At 74.9% G+C, this 25044-nt stretch carries 23 protein-coding genes; 10 read left to right on the forward strand and 13 right to left on the reverse strand.

The features are described from left to right. Positions 1-65: 65 nt before the first annotated feature. Entirely contained in the window at positions 66-218 is a 153-nt protein-coding gene (locus tag ABFY03_RS24845; protein WP_346170879.1) for a hypothetical protein, read from the reverse strand. Positions 219-390: 172 nt separating this feature from the next. Here ABFY03_RS24845 and ABFY03_RS24850 point away from each other — a divergent pair, with 172 nt between their 5' ends. Further along, positions 391-1329 (forward strand): NYN domain-containing protein, encoded by a 939-nt coding sequence (locus tag ABFY03_RS24850; RefSeq protein WP_386723649.1) that lies wholly within the window; start codon positions 391-393, stop codon positions 1327-1329. On the opposite strand, the gene ABFY03_RS24855 is transcribed toward ABFY03_RS24850, so the two are convergent. Together ABFY03_RS24855 and ABFY03_RS24860 are read right to left on the reverse strand one after the other, a co-directional pair. After that, positions 1313-2224, reverse strand: coding sequence for an alpha/beta fold hydrolase (locus ABFY03_RS24855; RefSeq protein ID WP_346170880.1), 912 nt, complete (start codon positions 2222-2224; stop codon positions 1313-1315). The two genes, ABFY03_RS24850 and ABFY03_RS24855, sit on opposite strands and share 17 nt — an antisense overlap. A gap of 137 nt (positions 2225-2361) precedes the next feature. Continuing rightward, the gene (locus ABFY03_RS24860; RefSeq protein WP_346170881.1) at positions 2362-5052 is read right to left on the reverse strand and encodes a DEAD/DEAH box helicase; all 2691 of its coding nucleotides are present in this window, start codon (positions 5050-5052) and stop codon (positions 2362-2364) included. Positions 5053-5536: 484 nt separating this feature from the next. Here ABFY03_RS24860 and ABFY03_RS24865 point away from each other — a divergent pair, with 484 nt between their 5' ends. After that, entirely contained in the window at positions 5537-6289 is a 753-nt protein-coding gene (locus ABFY03_RS24865) for a ferritin-like fold-containing protein (protein ID WP_319009710.1), read from the forward strand. A gap of 84 nt (positions 6290-6373) precedes the next feature. Here the strand turns inward: ABFY03_RS24865 and ABFY03_RS24870 are convergent, their stop codons facing one another. The 4 genes from ABFY03_RS24870 to ABFY03_RS24885 all read right to left on the reverse strand — a co-directional run bounded on the left by ABFY03_RS24870 (position 6374) and on the right by ABFY03_RS24885 (position 8450). Further along, positions 6374-6649 (reverse strand): hypothetical protein, encoded by a 276-nt coding sequence (locus ABFY03_RS24870; protein WP_346170882.1) that lies wholly within the window; start codon positions 6647-6649, stop codon positions 6374-6376. A gap of 282 nt (positions 6650-6931) precedes the next feature. Then, positions 6932-7159 carry a DUF3107 domain-containing protein gene (locus tag ABFY03_RS24875; protein ID WP_031014189.1) on the reverse strand — a complete coding sequence of 76 codons (228 nt, stop codon included), beginning with the start codon at positions 7157-7159 and terminating at the stop codon, positions 6932-6934. 136 nt (positions 7160-7295) lie between these two features. Then, positions 7296-7955, reverse strand: a complete 660-nt coding sequence (locus tag ABFY03_RS24880; RefSeq protein WP_031014188.1) for a TetR/AcrR family transcriptional regulator — start codon at positions 7953-7955, stop codon at positions 7296-7298. Positions 7956-8234: 279 nt separating this feature from the next. Further along, entirely contained in the window at positions 8235-8450 is a 216-nt protein-coding gene (locus ABFY03_RS24885) for a hypothetical protein (RefSeq protein ID WP_031014186.1), read from the reverse strand. Positions 8451-8646: 196 nt separating this feature from the next. Here ABFY03_RS24885 and ABFY03_RS24890 point away from each other — a divergent pair, with 196 nt between their 5' ends. The 7 genes from ABFY03_RS24890 to moeZ all read left to right on the forward strand — a co-directional run bounded on the left by ABFY03_RS24890 (position 8647) and on the right by moeZ (position 17871). Continuing rightward, the gene (locus ABFY03_RS24890) at positions 8647-9627 is read left to right on the forward strand and encodes an alpha/beta fold hydrolase (protein WP_346170883.1); all 981 of its coding nucleotides are present in this window, start codon (positions 8647-8649) and stop codon (positions 9625-9627) included. A gap of 82 nt (positions 9628-9709) precedes the next feature. After that, positions 9710-11302: a DUF3152 domain-containing protein gene (locus ABFY03_RS24895; protein ID WP_346170884.1), complete on the forward strand. Its 1593-nt coding sequence runs from the start codon at positions 9710-9712 to the stop codon at positions 11300-11302. A 279-nt stretch (positions 11303-11581) separates the two neighbouring features. Then, the gene (locus tag ABFY03_RS24900; protein WP_346172296.1) at positions 11582-13237 is read left to right on the forward strand and encodes a glycosyltransferase; all 1656 of its coding nucleotides are present in this window, start codon (positions 11582-11584) and stop codon (positions 13235-13237) included. Beyond that, positions 13230-14795, forward strand: a complete 1566-nt coding sequence (locus ABFY03_RS24905; protein WP_346170885.1) for a hypothetical protein — start codon at positions 13230-13232, stop codon at positions 14793-14795. Before ABFY03_RS24900 ends, ABFY03_RS24905 begins: the two co-directional genes overlap by 8 nt. 125 nt (positions 14796-14920) lie before the next feature. Further along, a complete protein-coding gene (locus tag ABFY03_RS24910) occupies positions 14921-15892 on the forward strand; it encodes an NAD-dependent epimerase/dehydratase family protein (protein ID WP_319009705.1) in 972 nt (323 codons plus the stop codon). Beyond that, the gene (locus ABFY03_RS24915) at positions 15880-16629 is read left to right on the forward strand and encodes a spherulation-specific family 4 protein (protein ID WP_346170886.1); all 750 of its coding nucleotides are present in this window, start codon (positions 15880-15882) and stop codon (positions 16627-16629) included. Before ABFY03_RS24910 ends, ABFY03_RS24915 begins: the two co-directional genes overlap by 13 nt. A 63-nt stretch (positions 16630-16692) precedes the next feature. Continuing rightward, positions 16693-17871: an adenylyltransferase/sulfurtransferase MoeZ gene (moeZ, locus tag ABFY03_RS24920; RefSeq protein ID WP_319009703.1), complete on the forward strand. Its 1179-nt coding sequence runs from the start codon at positions 16693-16695 to the stop codon at positions 17869-17871. A 76-nt stretch (positions 17872-17947) separates the two neighbouring features. On the opposite strand, the gene ABFY03_RS24925 is transcribed toward moeZ, so the two are convergent. The 3 genes from ABFY03_RS24925 to ABFY03_RS24935 form a co-directional block, all read right to left on the reverse strand. Beyond that, the gene (locus ABFY03_RS24925; protein WP_346170887.1) at positions 17948-19513 is read right to left on the reverse strand and encodes an alpha/beta hydrolase; all 1566 of its coding nucleotides are present in this window, start codon (positions 19511-19513) and stop codon (positions 17948-17950) included. A gap of 54 nt (positions 19514-19567) precedes the next feature. Then, positions 19568-21148, reverse strand: a complete 1581-nt coding sequence (locus tag ABFY03_RS24930; protein WP_319009701.1) for an alpha/beta hydrolase — start codon at positions 21146-21148, stop codon at positions 19568-19570. 66 nt (positions 21149-21214) lie between these two features. Then, positions 21215-21694, reverse strand: coding sequence for a MarR family transcriptional regulator (locus tag ABFY03_RS24935; protein WP_319009700.1), 480 nt, complete (start codon positions 21692-21694; stop codon positions 21215-21217). A gap of 104 nt (positions 21695-21798) precedes the next feature. On the opposite strand from ABFY03_RS24935, the gene ABFY03_RS24940 reads away from it, so the two are divergent. After that, positions 21799-22155, forward strand: a complete 357-nt coding sequence (locus tag ABFY03_RS24940) for an HGxxPAAW family protein (protein WP_346170888.1) — start codon at positions 21799-21801, stop codon at positions 22153-22155. Between the two features lie 11 nt (positions 22156-22166). On the opposite strand, the gene narI is transcribed toward ABFY03_RS24940, so the two are convergent. Genes narI through narH form a run of 3 tightly spaced genes read right to left on the reverse strand, consistent with a single transcriptional unit; the run spans position 22167 to position 25044 of the window. Then, positions 22167-22889: a respiratory nitrate reductase subunit gamma gene (gene narI, locus ABFY03_RS24945; RefSeq protein WP_319009698.1), complete on the reverse strand. Its 723-nt coding sequence runs from the start codon at positions 22887-22889 to the stop codon at positions 22167-22169. Then, entirely contained in the window at positions 22889-23518 is a 630-nt protein-coding gene (gene narJ, locus ABFY03_RS24950) for a nitrate reductase molybdenum cofactor assembly chaperone (protein ID WP_346170889.1), read from the reverse strand. Before narJ ends, narI begins: the two co-directional genes overlap by 1 nt. Further along, the gene (gene narH, locus ABFY03_RS24955; RefSeq protein WP_346170890.1) at positions 23515-25044 is read right to left on the reverse strand and encodes a nitrate reductase subunit beta; all 1530 of its coding nucleotides are present in this window, start codon (positions 25042-25044) and stop codon (positions 23515-23517) included. The genes narJ and narH overlap by 4 nt, the downstream gene beginning before the upstream one ends.

The raw sequence follows: 25044 nt of genomic DNA on the forward strand, positions 1-25044 counted from the left end.
CCCGTGCGGATTCCGCCTCGGCGGAGTCCGCGCGGGGGCGCGGTGCGTGGTGTGGACCTGTGCTCTTACGAGGCGGAGGTCGCTGCGGGTCGGATCCAGATGCGCTGGCCAATCGAGGCGGCCTGCTGCACGATCCGGTTGACGGAGGCGGCGTCCACGACCGTCGAGTCGACGGGCGTGCCGTCGACGTCGTCGAGTCGCAGGATTTCGAAGCGCATGGCTTCTCCCTTCGTCCGGAGTTGATCCTCCATGTGGAGAACTGTGTACGTATGTGTCTAACGGCTGCCCCACCCGAAACATTCCTTACGCTAAAGAAAATTTTCGGATGGCTAACTACCAGCGGGTAGCGGATGTGGCGGCCCGCCCTCCCGCAGCGGAGAATGGGGGCCGATGAACGACGCCACGCACCCCGCTCCGCCCGCCGCCGCACCCGCTCCCGACGCGCTCGCCGCGCTGGAGGCCGGCCTGGAGCGCACCAACGAGCTCCTGCGGCGGATGCTGGCCGAGGTCGCCAAGACCCCGTCCACGCACGCCATCTTCGTCGACGCCGGTTACGTCCATGCTTCGGCCGGGTTGCTGGTGACGGGTTCCGGGGACCGGCGCTCCTTCGACCTCGACGCCGAGGGCCTGATCGAGGCGTTCATCGACACCGCCCGGACGGTCTTCGCCGACAGCCGGCTGCTGCGCGTGTACTGGTACGACGGCGCCCGCCGCCGCATCCACACCCCGGAACAGCAGTCGATCGCCGAGCTGCCCGACGTCAAGGTCCGCCTCGGCAACCTCAACGCCGACAACCAGCAGAAGGGCGTCGACTCCCTCATCCGCACCGACCTGGAGTCGCTCGCCCGCCACCGCGCCATCAGCGACGCCGCCCTCGTCGGCGGCGACGAGGACCTGGTCTCCGCCGTCGAGGCCGCCCAGGGCTACGGCGCCCGCGTCCACCTCTGGGGCATCGAGGCCGCCGACGGCCCCAACCAGGCCGAGGCGCTGCTCTGGGAGGTCGACAGCAGGCGCACCTTCGACCTCGACTTCTGCCGGCCGTACGTCACCCGGCGCCCGGTCACCATGCACGAGAACGAGTCCGAGCCGCCGCCCTCGCGCGACGAGGTCCGCTTCATGGGCGCCCAGATCGCCGCCACCTGGCTCGGAGAACGCGGCCGCGACCGGCTCGCCGAACTCCTGCCCGGCGACCCGTACCTCCCCGCCGCCGTCGACCAGGACCTCCTCGTCGAGGCCGAGTCCCGGCTCAGCCGCTCGCTGCGCGGCCACGGCGCCCTCCGCCGCGCGCTGCGCGACGGCTTCTGGCAGCACCTCAGGGCGCAGTACTGACCCTGAGGACCGGCTCCTCCGTCGGCGCCGCCGTGTCCACCCGCTCCCAGAAGGCGGTCAGGCGCTCCGCCAGCTCGCGCGGGTGGGAGACGTTGGGGGAGTGGCCGGCGCCCTCGACCACCGTGTGGTGCGCGCCGGTACGGGCGGCGACCGCCGCCAGCTCGGCCGGCGGCCACACCATCTCCTCGGAGCCGTACGCCAGGTGCACCGGCAGCGCCAGGGCCGCCAGCTCGGCCGCGCCGTCCGGGTCGCGCAGCAGCAGCCGGCCGGCGCCGGACAGCTGGGCCACCTTGGTCAGCATCCAGCGGCGCCGCAGGAAGCCCACCACCTCGGCCGAGTCGACCGCCTCGTCCGGCTCCTCGCCGCGGCTGTCCAGCCACCGCGTGGTCCGCCACACCCGCTCCTTCGCCAGCAGCGCGTGCCCGGCCCGCAGCGCCCGGATCCGGACCCGCTGGGGGCGGGCGACCCGGCCGGGACCGGAGGAGAGCAGGGTCAGCGAGCGGAACGCCCGGGGGGCGAGCACCGCGGCCGAGCGGGCGACGAGCCCGCCGAAGGAGTGCCCGAGCAGATGCACCGGCCCGTCCCGCAGCGCCACCGCCTGCGCGACCGCGTCCAGTGCGAGGGCCCGGCGGCGGTAGGCGGCGCGGCCCCGGGGGCCGTGCGACTCGTTCTGCCCGCGGCCGTCGACGGCGACGACCCGGTACCCGGCCTCGCTCAGCGGTCCGAGCAGCGCCAGGAAGTCCTCCTTGCTGCCGGTGTACCCGGGCAGCATCAGGACGCTTCCCCGCGGCTCGCCGACCGGGGCGGTGTCGAGGACGGCGAACCGGCCGCGCACGGTCTCCAGGCGGTGGGCCCGGGTGCGGGGCGGCAGCGACAGGGAGCGCGGCTTGCTCATGCAAGGACTGTAACCGGACGGCGGCCTCCGGATCAGGTCGCGGACCGGGCCGCCGATCCGGTCCGGGAACGACGACGGCGGCCCGGCCCCTGGTGAGGGGCCGGGCCGCCGTCCTGCCCGGTGGTCCGGGCCCGTCGCTACGCCTCCGGCTGGGCCGGGGCGGCCTTCTTGGCGACCCGCTTGCGCGGGGCCTTCGGGGCCTCCTCGGCCGGGGCCTCGGCGGCCTTCTTCACCGTGCGCCGACGGGTCGTCGTCGCCTTCTGCGGCTCCGACGCGTCCGGCGCCACGGCGGCGGCCGTCTTCTTCGCGGCGGCGCGCTTGCGGGGAGCCTTGGGGGCCTCCTCGGTGGCGGGCGCCTCGGTGGTGGCCTCGGCGGTCTTCTTGGCGGTGGTCCGCTTGCGGGGGGCCTTGGGGGCCTCCTCGGTGGCGGGCGCCTCCGTGACGGCGGCGGCCGTCTTCTTCGTGGCGGCGCGCTTGCGGGGGGCCTTGGGGGCTTCCTCGGTGGCGGGCGCCTCGGTGGTGGCCTCGGCGGTCTTCTTGGCGGTGGTCCGCTTGCGGGGGGCCTTGGGGGCCTCCTCGGTGGCGGGCGCCTCCGTGACGGCGGCGGCCGTCTTCTTCGCGGCGGTCCGCTTGCGCGGCGCCTTCGGGGCCTCCTCGACCGGAGCCTCGGCGACGGGGGCCGGGATGACCACGACGGCCTCGGCGGCGGCGGTGGCCGTCACCGGGCTGGACGCCTTGCGGACCGCACGGCGGCGCGGACGCGGGGCCGACTCCTCGACGACCGGGGCCGCGGGGGCCTCGACGACGACCGGGGCGGCGGCCTCGACCACGGGGGCCGAGGTCGTCGCCGGGCGGGTCACCCGGCGCCGGCCACGCGGCGGCGCGGCCACGGCCTGAGCCGGGACGGCGGCGGCCGGAGCATCAGCCGGGACGGCCTGGACCGGGGCGGCCTGGACCGGGGCGGCCTGCGCCGGAGCGGTCCGGACCGGGCGCTGCTCCGCCGACTGGGCGGGCACCGGGGCGGACTGCTTGCGCGCGGCGGCCAGCTCGGCGGCGGCGGACTCGACCGTCTGGAAGGTCACCGTCTCCTCGGCGCGCGGCCGGACCCGCCGCTTGCGCGGCGCGAACGTCGGAGCGGGGGCGGCGGCCGGGGCGACGGGCGCGGCGGCGACGGTCTCCGTACGCCCACCGCGACGGCGACGGCGCGGGGCCGACTCCTCGGCCGGGGCCTCGGCGACCGGGGCCTCGACCGTCTCGACGGCGGCGGTCTCGGTCTCCGTACGGCCGCCACGGCGGCGACGGCGCGGGGCCGACTCCTCGGCCGGAGCGGCCGGGGCCTCGGCGGGCGCGGCGGCCTGCGCGGGCTCCTCGGCGGGGGCCGGGGTCACCGGGGTGGCGCCGGCGACCGGGATGCCGCCGCCGACCGGCCCGGTGCCGCGGGTGCGGCGGCGGCGCGGACGACGAGGGCCGTCCACGGCCTCCGGGGACTCGGCGGTCTCCGGCGCGGCGGTCGCCTGCGGTGCCTCGGCGTCGGCCCCGCCACGGGTGCGGCGGCGCTGGCGCGGGGTGCGCGTCCGGGCCGGGCGCTCCTCGGCGGCCGGGGCCTCGGCGCGGCCGCCACGGCCACGACGGCCGCCGGGCTCGCCCAGGTCCTCCAGCTCCTCCGCGTCGAGACCCGCGCGGGTCCGCTCGGAGCGCGGCAGGATGCCCTTGGTGCCCTCGGGGATGTCGAGGTCGGTGTAGAGGTGCGGGGAGCTGGAGTACGTCTCCACCGGGTCGGCGAAGTCCAGTTCCAGCGCCTTGTTGATCAGCTGCCAGCGCGGGATGTCGTCCCAGTCGACGAGGGTGATCGCCGTACCGGTGTTGCCCGCGCGGCCGGTGCGGCCGGTGCGGTGCAGGTACGTCTTCTCGTCCTCGGGGGTCTGGTAGTTGATGACGTGGGTGACGCCGTCGACGTCGATGCCGCGCGCGGCGACGTCGGTGCAGACGAGGACGTCCACCTTGCCGTTGCGGAAGGCGCGCAGCGCCTGCTCGCGGGCGCCCTGGCCGAGGTCGCCGTGGACCGCGCCGGAGGCGAAACCGCGCCGCTGGAGCTGCTCGGCGATGTCGGCGGCCGTGCGCTTCGTACGGCAGAAGATCATCGCGAGTCCGCGGCCGCGGGCCTGGAGGATGCGCGCGACCATCTCCGGCTTGTCCATGTTGTGCGCGCGGTAGACGTGCTGCGTGATGTTGGCGTGCGTCGCGCCCTCGTTGTCCGGCGAGGTGGCGCGGATGTGCGTGGGCCGCGACATGTAGCGGCGGGCCAGGCCGATGACCGCGCCCGGCATGGTGGCCGAGAAGAGCATGGTCTGGCGGGTCGCCGGAAGCATGTTGATGATCTTCTCGACGTCGGGCAGGAAGCCCAGGTCGAGCATCTCGTCGGCCTCGTCGAGGACGAGGGTCTTGACGTGCGACAGGTCGAGCTTGCGCTGGCCGGCCAGGTCGAGCAGACGGCCGGGGGTGCCGACGACGACGTCGACGCCCTTCTGGAGCGCCTCGACCTGGGGCTCGTAGGCCCGGCCGCCGTAGATGGCGAGGACGCGCACGTTGCGCACCTTGCCGGCGGTGAGGAGGTCGTTGGTGACCTGCTGGCACAGCTCGCGGGTCGGCACGACGACGAGGGCCTGCGGGGCCTCGGTCAGCTGCTCGGGCTTCGCGCGGCCGGCCTCGACGTCGGCGGGGACGGTGACGCGCTCCAGGATCGGCAGACCGAAGCCGAGGGTCTTGCCGGTGCCGGTCTTGGCCTGGCCGATGACGTCGGTGCCGGTGAGGGCGACCGGAAGGGTCATCTCCTGGATGGGGAAGGGGGTGACGATGCCGACGGCTTCGAGTGCCTCGGCGGTCTCGGGAAGGATTCCGAGCTCTCGGAACGTAGTCAGGGTGCTGCCTCTTCTGTGAGACGCGGCGCGAGGCGAACGAAGGGGGTCTGTCATCGTGCCGGGCTCTTCCCGCGGGATCCTGGGGAAGATCACCGCCGGGTGGCACGGGACCACTGCCGTCGCTCGAGCGTCGTACCGCTTGAGGGACCCTTCGGCAGGCGCCGGAAGGGCTGTCGGGCCGGAGCCGATCGGGCCACCGACCGGGCATCCTCATTCATGCGTCGGCCCACCGGGTACGTCCGTACGTGCGAAAGCATGTCCGCATACTCGGCAGGCGCATTACCACTGTACCCCGGAATCGCGCATGTGTGTCGGGCGAAATGGCGATGAGGGCACGGTCACACAGACTGACCGGGACCTTCGGGGGCCCGGGGGGCGGGCTATTGTGCGCTTCATGGAGACGCCTGACAACGCCACGCCCACGGGTGAGACCGAGCCCGCCGACACGCCCACCGGCATCGCCGCCGAGGACTGGGCCACGGCTTCCGCCGAGCCGCAGTACCGCGCCGCGGTGATCGACCTGCTCGGTGCCCTCGCCTACGGCGAGCTGGCGGCCTTCGAGCGGCTCGCCGAGGACGCCAAGCTCGCGCCGTCCCTGGAGGACAAGGCGGAGCTGGCGAAGATGGCCTCCGCCGAGTTCCACCACTTCGAGCGGCTGCGGGACCGGCTGGCCGCCGTGGACGCGGAGCCGACCGCGGCGATGGAGCCCTTCGCGAAGGCGCTGGACGACTTCCACCGCCAGACCGCCCCGTCGGACTGGCTGGAGGGCCTGGTCAAGGCGTACGTGGGCGACTCGATCGCCAGCGACTTCTACCGCGAGGTCGCGGCCCGCCTCGACTCGGACACCCGCGCCCTGGTGCTCGCGGTGCTCGACGACACCGGGCACGGCAACTTCGCCGTGGAGAAGGTCCGCGCGGCGATCGACGCCGACCCGCGCGTCGGCGGCCGGCTCGCGCTGTGGGCCCGCCGGCTGATGGGCGAGGCGCTGTCCCAGGCCCAGCGCGTGGTGGCCGAGCGGGACGCGCTCTCCACGATGCTCGTCGGCGGGGTCGCGGACGGCTTCGACCTGGCGGAGGTCGGCCGGATGTTCTCCCGGATCACCGAGGCGCACACCAAGCGGATGGCGGCCCTGGGCCTCGCCGCCTGAGCCGGCGCCCACCGGCACGGAACGGCCGCGCGGCCCGGGACCTCGGTCCCGGGCCGCGCGGCCGTTCCGCGTGCGGCGCGGCGGTCAGTACGCCGCGGGCGATGATCGGCGGAGCCGGTGGCCGGCCGGCCGGACGAGCAGCGAGAGCAGCACCGCCGCCACCGCGACGGCGCCGGTGAGCGTGGCCAGGAAGTGGCCGGGGCCGAGCGCCCCGTGAGTGACGAGCGCGCCGAAGACCGCGCCGAGCGCACCGGTCAGGAGCACGGTCCTCCGGGCGGGGAGGCGGTCGGGCAGCCGGTGCGCGGCGGCCCAGGCCAGGGCGAGTCCGAGCAGGGCGGAGCCGAGGGCTTCCAGGAACACGGTGGATCACCTCGCGAGGGGTGCGGGGCGGGTGGTGCGGTCAAGCCCCTTCCTACCCCGGGCCACCGGAACGCAATCCTCCCTCCGCCCCGGCGCCGCGCCCCGTCCACACGGCCCGCGCGGCCGGAGGCGGACCCGCGACGCCTCGCGCGCGGCCCCGCGAGGCCACCCGGACGGCCGTACGCGCGGGGGCGCGCCCGGGGCCGCCGGGAGGCGTCGCGGAACGCGAGAAGGCCCGGGGGGACGGGTGTCCCTCCGGGCCTCCAGCGCGGGAGTCGCGGCTCAGAGCGTGCCGAAGCCCACCCGGCGCACCGCGGTCTCGCCGAGCTCCACGTACGCGATCTTGTCCGACGGGACCAGGACCCGGCGGCCCTTCTCGTCCTCCAGGCTGAGCAGCGTCGCCTTGCCGGACAGCGCGTCGGCGACGGCGCGCTCCACTTCCTCGGCGGACTGCCCGCTCTCCAGAACGATCTCCCGGGGTGCGTACTGCACGCCGATCTTGACCTCCACGGCTATGTCCCTCCGAACGGTCAGCCATGCGCGATGAACACGCGCCGTACGCTGCACACATTAGCCCGGTGAGGGGACGCCCACGGGTCAGCCGCCCCACGCCAGGAGCGAACACGGCACGGGAACAAGCGGGCGGTCAGTGCCCCTCGGCGCTCAGCTGGCCCTCGACCGCGTGCAGCGGGAAGCCCGCGATGCCGCGCCAGGCGAGCGAGGTGAGCAGCGAGACGGCCGTGTCGCGGGGGATCGGGGACTCGCTGGAGAGCCAGTAGCGGGCGACGACCTGGGAGACCCCGCCGAGGCCCACCGCGAGCAGCATCGACTCGTCCGTGGACAGTCCGGTGTCCTCGGCGATGACCTCGGAGATCGCCTCGGCGCACTGGAGGCTCACCCGGTCCACCCGCTCGCGGACGGCGGGCTCGTTGGTGAGGTCGGACTCGAAGACCAGCCGGAAGGCGCCGCCCTCGTCCTCGACGTAGGCGAAGTAGGCGTCCATGGTGGCCGCGACCCGGAGCTTGTTGTCCGAGGTGGAGGCGAGGGCGCCGCGGACCGCCTGGAGCAGGGACTCGCAGTGCTGGTCGAGCAGGGCCAGGTACAGCTCCAGCTTCCCGGGGAAGTGCTGGTAGAGCACGGGCTTGCTGACGCCGGCCCGCTCGGCGATGTCGTCCATGGCCGCGGAGTGGTAGCCCTGGGCGACGAAGACCTCCTGGGCCGCGCCGAGCAGCTGGTTCCGCCGGGCACGGCGCGGCAGCCGCGTACCGCGAGGGCGTGCTGCCTCTGTCTGCTCGATGGCGCTCACGCGGCCTCCCAAGAATTCGATCCATGTGCGCTGACGCGCCGCGCCGCCATCGTACTTTTGGGTAACCCGGGTGTGCGCGGTGCGAACGCAGAATTTCACGGACCGGACGCCGAGGTCGACAGGCTATTCAAGATTAAACCGAACAAATCAGCGGGAATCGCCGACCGAATCCGCGCTGATCGGTGATGTGCGGTGCTGTGCGGCCGCGATCGGCCGCGCGGATCGGCGCCCTTCGCGCGGCGGAGGTCCTTCGGTGCTGGTCAGCGGGTCCGCGTACGGTCAGCGGTAGTCGTCCTCGTCGAGCGTGACGACGCGCGCCTGTTCGGAGGCGTCGCCCTCGTCCGCCGCGTCGTGGTCGATATCGCTGAGCGGTTCGTCCTCCCTCGGACGCAGTTCCGTGTGCTGCTCGGCAGCGTCGGCCTCCGGGACTTCCTCGTCGAGCACGGCGTCCTCTTCCTCGGGGAACGATTCCGGCTCGGACGGATCGACAGTCATGCGCTTCCTTCCCGTCCTCCCCGCGCGCGGGCGGCCGCCCGCGCCGATGGCCCTTCCTTCGAGCGTAGGAGCACCCGCGCCGGGCCGCACCCGAGCGGCACCCGATGGGGGTCCCGGAGGGCTCACGGCGGGCGCCACGCGTCCTGTGACCGCACCCACACCCGTGCGCGCGTGATCGTCTCGTAATATTGCGGCCATGTCCTCGACCGAGCTGCCGGAAACCCGGACCGCCGACACCGCACCGCCGGCGCCGCGTCCGCGTGCGGTCCGGGTCGCCGACGGCGAGGAGCTCCGCTCCGTCGCGCTCCCCGGACTCACCCTCACCGTGCGCTCCCGGCCCGGCGACCGCTCCGGTCTGCCGCCCGCGCTGTACGTGCACGGCCTCGGCGGCTCCTCGCAGAACTGGTCCGCCCTGATGCCGCTGCTCGCCGACCTCGTCGACGGCGAGGCCGTCGACCTGCCCGGCTTCGGCGACTCCCCGCCGCCCGACGACGGCAACTACTCGGTCACCGGGCACGCCCGGGCCGTCATCCGGCTGCTCGACGCCTCCGGCCGCGGTCCCGTCCACCTCTTCGGCAACTCCATGGGCGGCGCCGTCGCCACCCGGGTCGCCGCCGTCCGGCCCGACCTGGTCCGCACCCTGACCCTCGTCTCGCCGGCCCTGCCCGAGCTGCGCGCCCAGCGCACCGCCTGGCCGACGGCGCTGCTCGCCGTGCCCGGCGTCGCCGGGCTCTTCGCCCGGCTCTCCCGCGACTGGACCGCCGAGCAGCGCGTCCGGGGCGTCCTGTCGCTCTGTTACGGGGACCCGGGCCGGGTCACCGAGGAGGGGCTGCGGCACGCCGTCGAGGAGATGGAGCGTCGGCTGGAACTCCCCTATTTCTGGGACGCCATGGCCAGGTCCTCGCGCGGGATCGTCGACGCCTATACGCTCGGCGGCCAGCACGGCCTGTGGCGGCAGGCGGAGCGGGTGCTCGCGCCGACCCTGCTGATCTACGGCGGTCGTGACCGGCTCGTCTCGTACCGGATGGCCCGCAGGGCCGCCGCGGCCTTCCGAAGCTCGCGGCTGCTGAGCCTGCCCGACGCCGGTCACGTGGCGATGATGGAGTACCCCGAGACGGTCGCCGCGGCCGCGCGGGAACTGATCGCGGACCACGACGCGCGGCACGACGGGAGCTGAACCCGGGGTGGGACGACATAGTCGCAAGGGCCCTGCGCCCTCGGCGGGCGATACCGGCCGCACGGACGGCACGCGCACGCCCGTGACGGGCGGGACGCGCCCGCCCGCGCCGGTGGCCGACACCGGCCGCACGCCGGTCGTGGACGGCGGCGCGGGCACGGGCCGGCGCCGCCGCGCCGCCGACGGCCCGGACGACCGCGGCACCACCCGCGGCCACGGCACCCTCCACGGCCACGGGACCCCGGCGCACGGGACCCCCGGCCAGGGCGGCCGGCCGGCTCCCGCGTACGGAACCCCGGCCCCCGGCTCCCCGTCGGTCGGGACTCCCGCCCACGGCACGCCCGCGTACGGCACCCCGGGTCGCGGCCCGCAGGGGCACGGCGCTCCCCCGCAGGGCGGCCCTCGCCACGGGACCCCCGCCCCGGGGGCTCCCCGCCAGGGCACTCCCGCGTACGGCACTCCCGCGCACGAGACCCCGGGTTACGGCGCCCCCGCGCAGGGGACTCCCGCGCACGGAACCCCGCGCTACGGCGCCCCCGCGCCAGGCGCTCCCCGCCACGGCGCCCCGGCGCCCGCTCACGGGACTCCGGCTCACGGCACCCCCGCCCACGGCACCCCCGCCCCGCTCGGCGGTCCGCACGACACGCCCGCGCACGGGGTTCCGCACACGCCCGCTCATGGCATTCCGGTGCGCGGGGGGCATCCCGCGGACGAGGAGGCCGGGCGGCCGGCGCCCGAGCGGTACGGGGTCGCCGGGGGCGCCGCGCCGGTGATCCCGGGGCCGCGCCGGGCCGCCGCCGCCCCGCCCGCGGGGCCGGACGCGCCCGCGGGCGACGAGGCCGACGCGCCCGGCAGGGGCGGCAAGGGCCGGGCCCTCACCGGGATCGCGGCCGCCGCGGTCACCACCTGCCTCGCGATCGTCGTCGCCGGGCAGGTCGCGGACCGGCAGGACGACGCCCCGGCGGTGCGCGCCGCGCAGAAGCCCGCCGAGCGCGCCTCGGAGGACTCCGCCTCCCGCTCCGACGAGCGGCCCACCCCGTCGAGCCCGGTCCCGGTCACCCGGCAACCGGCGCCCACGTACGAGCAGTTGATGACCCGCCAGTTCCCGATCGACCCGAAGCTCACCGGGTCCGGCGACTTCGAGGCGGTGCCCGGGCTCGACAAGGCGCCCGGCGCCGGGCAGAAGTACCGCTACCGGGTGGACGTCGAGAAGGGTCTCGGCCTCGACGCCAGGCTCTTCGCCCGGGCCGTCCAGCAGACGCTCAACGACAAGCGCAGCTGGGCCGGTCAGGGCGCCATGACCTTCGAGCGGATCTCCAGCGGCGAGCCCGACTTCGTCATCACCCTCGCGAGCCCCGGCACCACCGGCAAGTGGTGCGCCAAGTCCGGTCTCGACACCACCGTCGACAACGTCTCCTGCGACTCCGCCTCCACCGAGCGCGTGATGATCAACGCCTTCCGATGGGCGCAGGGTTCGGAGACCTTCGGCCCGAAGGCGATGCTCGCGTACCGCCAGATGCTCATCAACCACGAGGTCGGACACCGGCTCGGCCACAACCACGTGTCGTGCCGCACGCCGGGCGCCCTGGCGCCGGTGATGCAGCAGCAGACCAAGTCCCTGGAGATCGACGGCATCCCCTGCCGCCCCAACCCCTGGGTGTATCCCGGCAGTTGACCCCGGCCGGCTCCGGCCGTCACCGGTCCCGCGGGGCACGTGCCCCCGCAAGCCTGACGCTCCGTGACGCCTCCGGCGCGTACCGCGACCGAACGCGACCGGCCTGGGAAAGTTACGTGCATTCACCCCTTCCGGTGGTGCGATGGACAACCGTCCGTCGCGCCACCGTCCCCTGCGCTTACGTTCTTCCCGCTGCGGGATTCCCGCCGAGGGCCGGCAGCGCGCGCCACCGGCGGGACCGGTGGGCGACACGTCGAGGGAGACCGGGGGTGTGTGCTCGTGCGGATCGGACTGCTCACGGAGGGTGGCACCCCGTGCGCGACCGGTGACACCGGCGCGTGGTGGCAGCGGCTCGTGCACGGCCTCCCCGCCCACGAGTTCGACCTGTACGCCGTCGGCGGCCCGCTCCCCGCCACCCCGCTGCCCCCGCACACCCGGCCCGTCCCCGCCACCGGCGAGGGCGCCCTCCCCGCGGGCCCGCCCGAGCGCACCGGCCGCCGCGCCTACGGCCGGCGCGACCGCCGCCGCTTCGCCGAGGGCTTCCACGCCCTCGCCACCGGCCTGACCGCCGAGACCGACCCCGCGCACCCCGCCGACGGGGACCCCGCCGACTCCTTCGCCGCCGGCCTCGGCGCCCTCGCCGACCTCGCCCGCGACAGCGGCGGACTGCCCGCCGCGCTCCGCTCCGACGACGCCGTCCGCGTCCTGGAGGCCGCCTGCCGCGCCCCCGGCGCCCGCCGCGCCGCCGCCGCGGCCGGACTCCACGACCACCTCGCCTTCGCCGACCACCTGGAGCGGGCCCTGCGCCCCCTCTCCCTCGACTGGTACGACGAGACCGCCCTCGGCGCCGCCGACCTCTGCCACGCCACCGCCGGCGGTCCCGTCGCCCTTCCCGGCCTGCTGGCCAAACGCTTCTTCGGCACCCCGCTCCTGGTCACCGAGTACGGCGTCGGCCTGCGCTCCCACTACCTCCACGGGGAGGCCGGCGACCGCTCCACCGCGCTGCGCGCCCTGCTCGCCTCCCTCCACGGCCGCCTCGCCGGCGAGACGTACCGCCAGGCCGCCCTCCTCACCCCCGGCAACGCCCACGCCCGCCGCTGGCAGGAGAAGCTCGGCGCCGACCGCGACCGGGTCCGCACCGTCCACCCCGGCATGCCCGCCGAACGCTTCGCCGACGTCGGCGAGGACGAGGAGAGCGGCGAGCCCGGCACCCTCGTCTGGATCGGCCGCGTCGAACCCGCCAAGGACCTCGTCGCCCTCCTGCACGCCTTCGCCGAACTGCGTGCCCGCCGCGCCGACGCCCGGCTGCGGATCGTCTCCGTCCCCGCCGACGCCGGCGAGACCGAACCGGGCGGCGACCACTGCGCCTACCTCGCGCAGTGCGCCGCGCTCGCCGCCCAGCTCTTCCCCGACGAGGCAGCGGGCGCCCACGCCGTCGGCGAGAACCCCGTCTCCTTCGAGGAGCTCGGCGGACCCGAGGCCCCCACCCTGGAGGACGTCTACGCCTCCGCCGCCGTCGTCGTCCTCTCCAGCACCGTCGAGGGCTTCCCCGCCAGCCTCGTCGAGGCGATGTTCTGCGCCCGCGCCACCGTCTCCACCGACGTCGGCGCGGTCGTCGAGATCATCGGCGGCACCGGGCTCGTGGTCCCCCCGCGCAACCCCCGGGCGCTCGCCGACGCCTGCCTCGCGCTGCTGCGCGACCCCGAGCGCCGGTACCGGCTCGGCGCGGCCGCCCGCGCCCGCGCGCTCGAACTCTTCACCGTCGAACAGAACCTCGCCGCGTTCCGCGGCATCTACCTGGAACTCCTCTCCCACGCGCCGGTACGCCACCGCACCGGGTCCGACGTGCCCTTCGCCCGCCCCGCCGAGGCGCACCTCGCCGGCGGCTGGGTGCCGCAGGCCGTCACCGCGGACAGAGGAGCCCCCGATGCCTGAAGGAGGCACCCCCATGCGCGGCTCCGCCGCCCCGACGAGCCCCGGAGCCTGGGACGCCCGCTCCGAGGCCCTCCTCGGCGCCCCCGCGGTGGACGCGGAACCCGCACCCCCCGCCATAGCCGCGGGGCCCGCCGGCGCGCTCCCCACCCTCGACCTGCACGCGGACCCCCGGCCCGCCTCCCCGGACCCCGCCCCGGGCGCGTCCGCCCTCGACGACCTCCTCTCCGCCTTCGGCCCGCCCCGCCGCCCCGCCGCCGACCCGGCACCCGCACCCGCCGAGGACGAGGACGAGGACAGGGAGGACGGGGAGGAAGAGCCCGAGCCCGCGCCCGAGCCGGTCCGGGCGGAAGAGCCGGAGACGCCGCAGGAGGAACCGGCAGCCGCGGAGGAACCGCGGGAGCCCGAGGCCGAGACGCCGTCCACCCCCACCGCACCGCCCGCCCCCGCCCCCGGCGGTGCCGTCGCCCCCGGCCCCGGGGCCGCCTGGGGCGAGGCACCCGTGCCCGCCGGCCCGGCACCCGCCGTCAAGCCGCCGCGGCGCACCGCCGGGGACCCCGTCAAGGTGCTCATGCACCGGCACCGGGAGCTGTGCGCCCGCGCCGTCGACCCGCTGGAGATCGCCGCCGGGCTCGAAGCGCAGGGCTTCACCGACCGGACCGCCGCCCGCTACCGGCACCGGGACGTCTTCTCGCTCGCCGAGGAGCTGTACGCGCGCGTGCCCCGCGGCCACCTGGAACCCGCGCCCGCCGAGGACGCCCCCGAGCCCCGCACCCCGTGGGCGCTCGCCGCGCTCGCCCCCGGCGCCGCCGCCGCGCTCCTGGTGCCCGCCCTGCTCCACCTCGACGGCGCCGCCCGGGTCGCCGCCGCGACCGCCGGGGCGCTCGCGCTCGCCGGCGCGCTCGTCCTCGCCGTCCGGCGCGGACCGCTGCGCGCCGCCGCCCCCGCGCCCGCCGCCTGGCTCTGGATCCTGTGGCTCCTCGCGTACGCCGTCGCCGGCGACGGCCTCCTGGCGCAGGTGCTCGGCGGCGGACCCGACGGCGCCTGGCCCCTCGCCCCCGCGCCGCTCCTCGGCCTCGCGCTCGCCGTCGTGCCCGCCGCCTGGTGCGCCCACCTCTTCGCCGGCCGGGCCCGCCGCCGCATCGCCGCCAGCCGCGGTCTCGCCGACTTCGCCGCCGCCACGCGCGCGTGGCTGCTCGCCGCCGTCCTCCTCCACCTCGCCGCCCTCACCGCCCTGCTGGCGCCCACCGGCCTCACCGCCGGCGTCCTCGCCCTCGGCGCCCTGCTGTTCCTCGCCCGGCTGCTCACCGTCCACGGACACCCCCGGACCGCCGCCGCCCTCGCCGCCGCCTGCGCCGCCGAAGCCCTCGGCCTCGCGAGCGTGCTGGCCGCCCGGCTCCCGCTCCCCGGCTTCGACGCGCTCGCCGTCCCCGTACGGACCCTCGTCACCGCCTGGGGACCCGGAGCCCTCCCCGCCCTCGTCTGCGGCGCCGCCGCGCTGGGCCTCCTGGCCCACGCGACCGGCGTCCTCGCCCGGGCCTCGGCCCACACCACCCCCTGACCCCGGGCACCCGCGGAGCCGACGCCGCGGGCGCACCGACCTCTCTCTCATCACCCCGCAAGGAGAACCCAGACCATGACCCCTCCCACCCCAGCACCGGCCGGTCGGCACGAAGGGGCCGCACGATGAGGGTGCTACTGCTCGGAGCCAACGGCTTCATCGGCCGCTTCGTCGCCGACAGGCTGCTCGCCGACCCGGCGGTCCACCTCACCGCCCTCGGCCGCGGCGACGACGCCGACGTCCGCTTCGACCTCGCCACCGGCAGCCCCGGCGCGCTCACCCGCTTCCTGGACGCCGTCCACCCCGGCGTGGTCGTCAACTGCGCGGGCGCCACCCGGGGCGGCGCCCGCGACCTGACCCGGCACAACACGGTCGCCGTCGCCACCGTCTGCGAGGCCCTGCGGCGCAGCGGCTGCGGCGCCCGGCTGGTCCAGGTCGGCTGCGCCTCCGAGTACGGGCCCAGCCAGCCCGGCTCCTCCACCGCCGAGGACGCCGTGCCGCGCCCGGGAGGCCCGTACGGCGTCTCCAAGCTCGCCGCCACCGAACTGGTCCTCGGCTCCGGGCTCGACGCGGTCGTGCTCCGGGTCTTCTCCCCGGTCGGCCCCGGCACCCCCGCCGGCTCCCCGCTCGGCCGGCTCGCCGAGGCGATGCGCCGGGCCATGCAGGCCGGCGACGGCGAGCTCAAGCTCAGCGGCCTCGGCGTGCAGCGGGACTTCGTGGACGTGCGGGACGTGGCCCGCGCCGTCCACGCCGCCTCCCTCTCCGCCGCCCAGGGCGTGGTCAACATCGGCACCGGACGGGCCGTCCGGCTGCGGGACGCAGCCGCCGTCCTCGCCCGCGTCGCCGGCTACGCGGGCAACCTGCACGAGGTGGACGGCCCGCACGGCATCCCGCACCGGCCCGTCATCGGCCCCCCGCGCACCGAGGCGACCATCGCCGAACAACTGGCCGCCGCGCCCTTCCCGTACCCCGACGGCTGCGGGCCCTGGCAGCAGGCCGACGTCCGCACCGCCCGCGACCGGCTCGGCTGGCGCCCCCGGATCAACCTGGAGGAGTCGCTCGCCGACATCTGGATGGAGGCGGCGTGTCGCATCTGACCGCCACGGGGACGGTCCGGGCGCTCGGAGTGGGCGCCCCCGGCTACGCCCACCCGCTGCTCGCCCCGGTCGAATGGGCCGAACTGACCCGTCCCGGGACCCCCGTGCACTGGGCGGTGCTCAACGTCGCCGACGGCCCCGGCAGCCGCCCCGACCCGCACTGCCTGGAGACCGCGGGCCGGCTGCGGCAGGCGGGCGTGCGGGTGCTGGGGCACCTGGACCTGGCGCACGGTTCGCGCCCCTTCGGCGAGCTCGTCTCGCAGGCGCAGCGGTACCTCGACTGGTACCGGGTCGGCGGCTTCTATCTGGACCGCTGTCCCACGGACCGGACGGACCTGCCCGGAGTGAGAAGGGTCACCACCACCCTGTCGGCGCTCCTCGGCGGCGACGCCCACCTCGTCCTGGGGCACGGCAGCCATCCGTACCCCGGTTACGCGGAGGCGGCGGACCAGCTGGTGACCTTCTCCGGGGCCTGGACCGACTACCGCTGGTCGCAGGTGGCGGAGTGGACGGCCGAGTACCCGGAGGGGAAGTTCGCCCACTTCGTCCACGGGGTGCCGCGCACCCATCTCGACGAGGCGCTGCGGATCGCCCGCTGGCAGGGCGCCGGCACGATCTTCTTCACCGACCGCAGCGGGGGGCCCGGCGGAGCGGCGGGACAGAACACGCCATTTCACTCGCTGCCCGGCTACTGGGACGAAATCGTCTCGCGGATCGGACCGGGTGTCTCGGAATGAGAAGGGGCGTGGCAGTGTTACGGGGAGAACAACCGTACTGACATACCGACAACCGGAGTCCCCGTGTCGCTGCCACCCCTGGTCGAGCCGGCCGCCGAGCTCACCGTAGACGAGGTCCGCAGGTACTCCCGCCACCTGATCATCCCCGACGTGGGGATGGACGGGCAGAAGCGGCTGAAGAACGCGAAGGTGCTGGCCGTCGGCGCCGGCGGCCTCGGGTCGCCGGCGCTCATGTACCTGGCCGCGGCCGGTGTCGGCACCCTCGGCATCGTGGAGTTCGACGAGGTCGACGAGTCGAACCTCCAGCGCCAGATCATCCACAGCCAGGCCGACATCGGCCGCTCCAAGGCCGAGTCGGCGCGCGACAGCGTGCTCGGCATCAACCCGTACGTGAACGTGGTCCTTCACGAGGAGCGGCTCGAGGCCGACAACGTGATGGACATCTTCAGCCAGTACGACCTGATCGTCGACGGCACCGACAACTTCGCCACCCGCTACCTGGTGAACGACGCCTGCGTGCTGCTGAACAAGCCGTACGTGTGGGGCTCGATCTACCGGTTCGACGGCCAGGCGTCGGTCTTCTGGTCCGAGCACGGTCCCTGCTACCGCTGCCTCTACCCGGAGCCCCCGCCGCCGGGCATGGTCCCGTCCTGCGCCGAGGGCGGCGTCCTGGGCGTGCTCTGCGCGTCCATCGGCTCCATTCAGGTCAACGAGGCCATCAAGCTCCTCGCCGGCATCGGCGAGCCGCTCGTCGGCCGTCTGATGATCTACGACGCCCTGGAGATGCAGTACCGCCAGGTGAAGGTCCGCAAGGACCCCAACTGCGCGGTCTGCGGCGAGAACCCGACCGTCACCGAGCTCATCGACTACGAGGCCTTCTGCGGCGTCGTGTCCGAGGAGGCCCAGGAGGCGGCGCTCGGCTCCACGATCACTCCGAAGCAGCTCAAGGAGTGGATCGACGACGGCGAGAACATCGACATCATCGACGTCCGCGAGCCGAACGAGTACGAGATCGTCTCGATCCCCGGCGCCCGCCTGATCCCGAAGAACGAGTTCCTGATGGGCAACGCCCTCCAGGACCTCCCGCAGGACAAGAAGATCGTCCTGCACTGCAAGACGGGTGTCCGCAGTGCGGAAGTCCTCGCCGTGCTCAAGTCCGCGGGCTTCGCGGACGCGGTGCACGTCGGCGGCGGCGTGATCGGCTGGGTCCACCAGATCGAGCCCGAGAAGCCGGTCTACTAGCCGGAAGCCGGTCTCCCGGCCCACCGTGGCGAAGGCCCCGGACCGCGTGTCGGTCCGGGGCCTTCGCGCGTCCGCGCTACCCGCAGGTCGTGCCGTACGCGGGCACCTTCCCGTCGAGCAGGTACGCGTCGACCGTCTCCGTCACGCACTCCGAGGTGCCGTAGGCGCCGTGCCCCTCGCCCTTGTTGGTGACCAGGACGCCGACGCCCTCGCCCAGCTCCTTCGCCATCCGCTCGGCGCCCTCGTACGGGGTCGCCGGGTCGCCGGTCGTGCCCACGACCAGGATCGGGGCCGCGCCCGGGGCGGACGCCGCCGGGGTCTTCGCCTCGCCCTTCACCGGCCAGTCGGCGCACCAGCCGGCCGTGTCCCAGGCGAGGAAGGCGCCGAAGACGGGGGAGAGGCGGCGGAACTCCGGCAGCAGCGCCTTCGCCCGCGCGGCGGTCGGGCGCTCGCTGGAGTCGGCGCAGGAGATCGCCCGCTGGGAGTGCGACTGGGTGGAGTAACGTCCCCGCGAGTCCCGGTCGTTGTAGGTGTCCGCGAGCCGCAGCAGCGGGGCGCCGTTGCCGGACTCGGCGGCCCGCAGCGCCTGGGTGAGCAGCGGCCAGCTCTCCTCGGAGTAGAGGGTCACCGCGATGCCGGTGATCGCCAGGCCCTCGGTGAGGCGCCGGTCGCCGACCGTCAGCGGCCTCCGGTCGAGCGAGGCGAGCAGCGTGGTGATCCGCGCGCCGACGGCCGCGGGGGTCTGCCCGGTGCTCCCGGCGTAGTTGTCCAGGGCCCGCTGGAAGCCGATCGTCTGGTGGCGGGCGTGGCCCGCGCTGTCGGCGGTCGGGTCGACGACCGCGTCGAGGACCAGCCGGCCGACGTTCCCGGGGAAGAGGTGGGCGTAGGTGCCGCCGAGCTGGGTGCCGTACGAGATGCCGAAGTAGTGCAGCCGGGCGTCGCCGAGGACGTGCCGGATCAGGTCCAGGTCGCGGGCGGTGGCCGTGGTGGTGGTGTACGGGATCACCTCGCCGGAGCGGCGGGCGCAGCCGGCGGCGAAGTCCGCCGCGTCCTTCAGGAAGGCGGCCTCCTCGGCGGGCGTGTCCGGGGTGGAGTCGACGCGGGTCTCGGCCGCCGCCTGCTCGGCGTCGGTGCGGCAGACGACGCCGGAGCTGCGGCTCACCCCGCGCGGGTCGAAGCCCACGAGGTCGTAGCGCTCGCCCAGCTCCTCGTACTCGTCGGAGAGCTGCGGCAGCATGTCCACCCCGGAGCCGCCGGGTCCGCCGAAGTTGAAGAGCAGCGAACCGATCCGCCGCTTCGGGTCGGTCGCCTCCTTGCGTATGAGGGCGACGGGGAGCGTGGCGCCCGCCGGCTTCGCGTGGTCCAGCGGCACGTTCACGGTGGCGCAGCGCCAGTCGCCGCCGACGTCGTCGCAGCGGTCCCACTCCGGCCGCTGGCCGGTGAGGGAGGCGGGCAGGCCGGGGGCGGGGGCGGGGAGGCCGGAGGCCGGAGCGGGCTTGGCGTCCGACGGGGCCGCGGAGGAGGTGCCGGAGGAGGCGGGGGCGGCCGAGGACGGGGCCGCGGCCGGGGAGCCCGCGCTCGTACAGCCGGTGACCAGCACTCCGCCGAGGGCGAGGACCGTCAGACGCCGGCGTATGGACATGGGAGACCCCCCAAGATCGAGACTGGCCCGTCATCCTAGGGGGCTCGGGTGCGGCTACTTGCAGACGGTGCCCGTGGCGGGGACCTTGCCGTCCAGGAGGTAGCCGTCGACGGCCTTCTTCACGCAGGCGCTGCCGCCGTTGTAGGCGCCGTGGCCCTCGCCCTCGTACGTCAGCTCCACGCCGACGCCCTTGCCGAGCGCCTGCACCATCGCGCGGGCGCCCTCGTACGGGGTCGCCGGGTCGCCGGTGTTGCCGACCACCAGGATCGGCGCGGCGCCGGGCGCCGACACGTCGGGGTGGTCCCAGGCGCCGGGCACCGGCCACTGCGAGCAGCTCGACAGCGCCCAGCCCATGAAGTCGCCGAAGACCGGTGACGCCTCGCGGAACTGCGGCAGCCGCTCCTTGGCCTGGCCGAGGGTGTACCGCTCCTTGAAGTCCACGCAGTTGATGGCGGCGTTGGCGGCCTGGATGTTGCTGTAACTGCCGTTCTCCCCGCGTCCGTTCATCGAGTCCGAGAGGGCGAGCAGCAGCGCGCCGTCGCCGCCGTCCGCCGCCTCCAGGCCCTGCTCCAGGTACGGCCAGAACTCCTTCGAGTACAGCGACTGGGCGATGCCGTTGGTCGCCTGGGTCTGGGTCAGCTTCCGGCTGCCGATGCCGGGGATCGGCTTCTTGTCGAGCGCGGCGAGGAGGTCGGTGACGCCCTCCTCGACCTCGGCGACCGTCGCGCCCGGCAGGGCGCACTCGTCGCCCCGGTCCACGCAGTCCTGCGCGAAGTTGTCGAGTGCCAGCTGGAAGCCCTTGGCCTGGCCCAGTGCGCCCTCCTCGACGCCCGCGTCCGGGTCCACCACCGCGTCGAAGACGGCACGGCCCACCCGCTCGGGGAAGAGGTGGGCGTAGACGCCGCCGAGCTCCGTGCCGTACGAGATGCCGAAGTAGTGCAGCTTGTCGTCGCCGAGGACCTGGCGCAGCAGGTCCATGTCGCGGGCCGCGCTCTCCGTGCCGACGTGCGGCAGGACCGTGCCCGAGTCCTTCTCGCAGCCTGTCGCGTACGCCTTCTGCGCGTCGGACAGCGTCCGTTCCTCCGCCAGGTCGTCCGGGGTGAAGTCCAGCGCGTAGTAGGCGTCCAGCTCCTTGTCCGTGGCGCACTCGACCGGCTCGCTGCGGCCGACCCCGCGCGGGTCGAAGGACACCAGGTCGTAGCGCGTGCGGAGGGACTCGTAGTCGGTGGCGAAGCCGGGCAGGCCGGTGACGCCGGAGCCGCCCGGGCCGCCGAAGTTGAAGATCAGGGAGCCGATGCGGCGGGCGTTGTCGTCGGCCCGGGCGCGGATCAGCGCGAGTTCGATCGTCTCGCCCTCCGGCTGCGACCAGTCGAGCGGCGTCCGCAGGAAGGCGCACTCCCACTCCGTGCCGTCCGGCAGCGGCGACGGTGCCGAGCCGCCGCCCTCCGCCGGGGACGGGGGCGGGCAGGTGTCCCACTCCAGCTGCTGTTCCGTCAGCGCCGAGAGCCCGCCGGTGCCGGTGGGGCGGGAGGCCGCGGGGGTCCCGTCGCCGGAGTCGTCCGAGCAGCCGGTCAGCCAGAGGACGGCGGAGGCGGTGAGGAGGGCGGCGGCGCGCTGGGCGGCGGAGATCGGCATGTCCCCATGCTCCGGCGCCCCGCCCGTGAGCGCCCGTGACGCACCCCCAAGCGGGTGTCCAGGGGCTCAGCTCGCGCGGTCGCGAAGGGCGTCGAGGTGGGCGCGGGCCGCTTCGGCGGCGTGGGCGAACCAGTCCGCGATCACGGCGGTCTCCTCGGGGGTGTAGCGGGCGAAGAGCTCCCCGAGCCGGTCGTAGAAGGGCTGGTACAGCTCGGTCAGGCGGACCACCGCCGCCGGGTCGGCGACCACGCGGACCCGGCGGCGGTCGCCCGGGTCGGGGACCCTGCGGGCGTACCCGGCCTTCTCCAGCCGGTTGAGGACGCCGGTGACCGCGCCGGTGGTGAGGTTGGCCCGCTCGGCGAGGTCGCCCGCGGAGAGCGGCTCCGCGCCGGCGCCGAGCACATGGCCGAGGCAGGTGAGGTCGGTCACGTTGAGGCCGAGCGCCTGGGCCACCTCCTGCTGCCCGATCAGGCCGAGCGCCACATAGGTGTCCATGCGCGAGATCGCCTCGGCGGCGGTGGCCGGCGGCCGGCTCTTGCCCTGCACCCCGATACTCCTTAGTGTCTAAGATACTTAGCTCGTGAGATAAATGACCTCGGCGGGCCACGACACCCTCATCCTGCCTGCCCTCACCCCCTCAGGGAGCCTCCATGAGCGCCCACGGCGACGTCGACCTCGGCCACACCCTGGCCGGCTGGACCGGAACCGCCCTCGCCACCCTCGGCTGCGCCGCCGCCGGCGCGGCCCTCTGCCTCGGCTCGGCCTGGGCCGGAGCGCTCGGCGCCGCCCTCCTCGCCGCCGCCGCCCTCACCACCTGGCTGCTGCACCTCGCCGGCTGGGGCAAGCCCTCCGGACCCCGCCCCGCCGCCCAGTGGGACTGGCGCGTCCGCGACACCGCGGCCCGGGCCGGGCACCCGGACTGCCTCGGCTGCCGCATGGCGGGACGACGGGCGCGCGCGCTCGTGGTCACGCCCCCGGCGGCGGGCCGCGCGCCCGTACGCGCCTGACGGCGGCGAGGTCAGACCCGCTCCCAGCCCCGCTTCGGCGCCCGGTTCGCGATCGGGCCGGGGCGCCGCCGCCGGTAGACGACGAACGGGCGGAAGAGGTACCGCACCGGCACCGCGAACATGTGGACCAGACGCGAGTACGGGATCAGCGCGAAGAGCGCGAAGCCGAAGAGCACGTGCAGCCTGAAGGCGAGCGGCGCGCCCGCCATCAGCCCCCAGTCCGGGCTGAGCGCGAACAGCGACCGGAACCAGACCGAGACGCCCTCCCGGTAGTCGTACCCGTCCGTCGCGCCCGTCGAGTTGAGGACGGTGGCGAGGATGCCCAGGGCCATCGCCCCGAGCAGCACCGCGTACATGAGGCGGTCGCTCTTCAGGGTGGCCTTCCGCACGGCCGGCACCCGCAGCCGCCGGTACACCAGGATCCCGATGCCGACGGCCGCCGCGACCCCCGCGACCGCCCCGGTGGAGACCGCCACCAGGTGGTAGGCGTGGTCGCTGATCCCGAGCGCGCCCGTCCACTCCTTCGGGATCAGCAGCCCGACCACGTGCCCGAGGACGACGAACAGCATCCCGAAGTGGAAGAGCGGGGAGCCGATCCGCAGCAGCCGCGACTCGTGCAGCTGGGACGAGTGGGTGGTGATGCCGAAGCGGTCGTGGCGCCCGCGCCAGATCGTTCCCGCGACGAGCAGGGCCACCGAGACGTAGGGCAGCACGCCCCACAGCAGCAGATCCATCAGACCGGGGTCCTTTCGGTGCGGGGCACGGTGGGCCAGGGGAGTTCCACGCCGGGCCCGAGGGGTTCGAGTCCGACGAGCTCGCGCGGCGGCCCGGACCGGGCCAGCGCCTTCGCCTCCTCCTTCGTCCGGGGCGAGGGCCCGGGCAAAGTGCCGCAGACGGCCTCCAGTACGCCGGTGTACGGCGTCCCCGAGTCGGCCAGCGCCAGCCGCAGCAGCTCCAGACCGGCCCGGTGCTCCTGGAACAGGGCGGTGCCGGGCTCCTGACGGAGGGCGGCGAACTCCAGGGCGGCGGGCAGGAAGTCGGGCAGCTCGTCGCTGTCGAACTCCAGGCCGTGCTCGCGGTAGGTCCGCTTGATCCGCACGAGCGAGAGACCGCGCCGCCGGGTGTCGCCGTCCGTCCACCAGGTCAGGTAGAGGCAGCGGCGGTTGCGGGTGTCGAAGGTGTCCGTGTAGTGCGCGGCGAGCTCCAGGAGCGGGGTCCGCTCGACGTGGTCGAGGAAGTCGGTGAGCCCGGCCGGAGAACCGCCCAGGGCCCGGAGCAGCAGCGGGAGTTCCTCGTACAGCCGCTCGTCCGGGTAGCTCAGGCAGCGCGCCGCCGCCATCCGTACCACCGTGTCCGTGGTCATGAACTCCTCCTCGTGCGACCCAGGTTGAGCAGGACCCGGCTGCCGCCGCCGTCCACCCGGCCGGCGACCGGGCAGCCCTCGTCCAGGGGGTGGCTGTCGGCGAGCGCGTCCGCGTCCGCGCGGGCGGCCGTCGGGATCACGTACCGGTCCTCGTACTTGGCGACGGCGAGCAGCCGGAACATGTCCTCCATCTCCCGGCCGGTCAGTCCGACCGCCCGCGCGACCGCCTCGTCCTTCTCCTCGCCGAGGTTGACCGCCCGCATGTAGGACCGCATGGCGGCCATCCGGCGCAGCACCGCCTCCACGGGCACGGTGTCCCCGGCGGTCAGCAGCTCCGCCAGGTACTCCACCGGGATCCGCAGCGCGTCGATCGCCCCGAAGAGGTTCCCGGCGTCCTCGCCGTCGCTGCCGGAGGCGGCGACCGCGTCGACCACGGGGGAGAGCGGCGGCACGTACCAGACCATCGGCATCGTGCGGTACTCCGGGTGCAGCGGCAGCGCGACCTGGTAGGTGGCGATCAGGTCGTACACGGGGGAGCGGCGGGCCGCGTCCAGCCACTCCTCGGTGATCCCGGACGCCCGCGCGGCGGCGGCCACCGCCGGGTCGTGCGGGTCGAGAAAGCACTCCAACTGGGCGGGGTACAGATCGTGTTCGTCCTCGACCGCGGACGCCTCCGCGACCCTGTCGGCGTCGTACAGCAGCACGCCGAGGTAGCGCATCCGGCCCACGCAGGTCTCCGAGCAGACCGTCGGCATGCCGACCTCGACGCGCGGGAAGCAGAAGGTGCACTTCTCGGCCTTGCCGGTGGCGTGGTTGAAGTACACCTTCTTGTACGGGCAGCCGGTGACGCACATCCGCCAGCCCCGGCAGTGCTCCTGGTCGACGAGGACGATGCCGTCCTCCTCGCGCTTGTACATGGCGCCGGACGGGCAGGCGGAGACGCACGCCGGATTGAGGCAGTGCTCGCAGATCCGGGGCAGGTAGAACATGAAGCTCTGCTCGAACTCGAAGCGGATCCGCTCGCCGACCTCCCGTCGCACCTTCTCGACCAGCGGGTCCTTCGGTCCGTGCTCGGGCGCGCCGCCCAGGTTGTCGTCCCAGTTGGGTCCCCACTCGACCTTGTCGAGGGGTTCGCCGGTGACCTGGGACACGGGCCGGGCGACCGGCAGGTCGTCGCCGGCCGGGGCCTCGGTGAGGTTCTTGTACTCGTACGTCCACGGCTGGTAGTAGTCGTCGAGCTCCGGCAGTTCCGGGTTGGCGAAGATCTGCCCGAGCCGCTTCAGCCGCCCGCCGGCCCGCAGCCGAAGCCGCCCCGAACGGGTGCGCTCCCAGCCGCCCTTCCACCGCTCCTGGTCCTCCCAGCGGCGCGGGTAGCCCTGCCCGGGCAGCGTCTCGACGTTGTTGAACCAGACGTACTCGGTGCCCTGCCGGTTGGTCCACGCCTGCTTGCAGGTGACCGAACAGGTGTGGCAGCCGATGCACTTGTCGAGGTTCATCACCATCGCGACCTGTGCCATGACGCGCAT

It is taken from the genome of Streptomyces roseofulvus, assembly GCF_039534915.1.
Classification (GTDB): domain Bacteria; phylum Actinomycetota; class Actinomycetes; order Streptomycetales; family Streptomycetaceae; genus Streptomyces; species Streptomyces roseofulvus.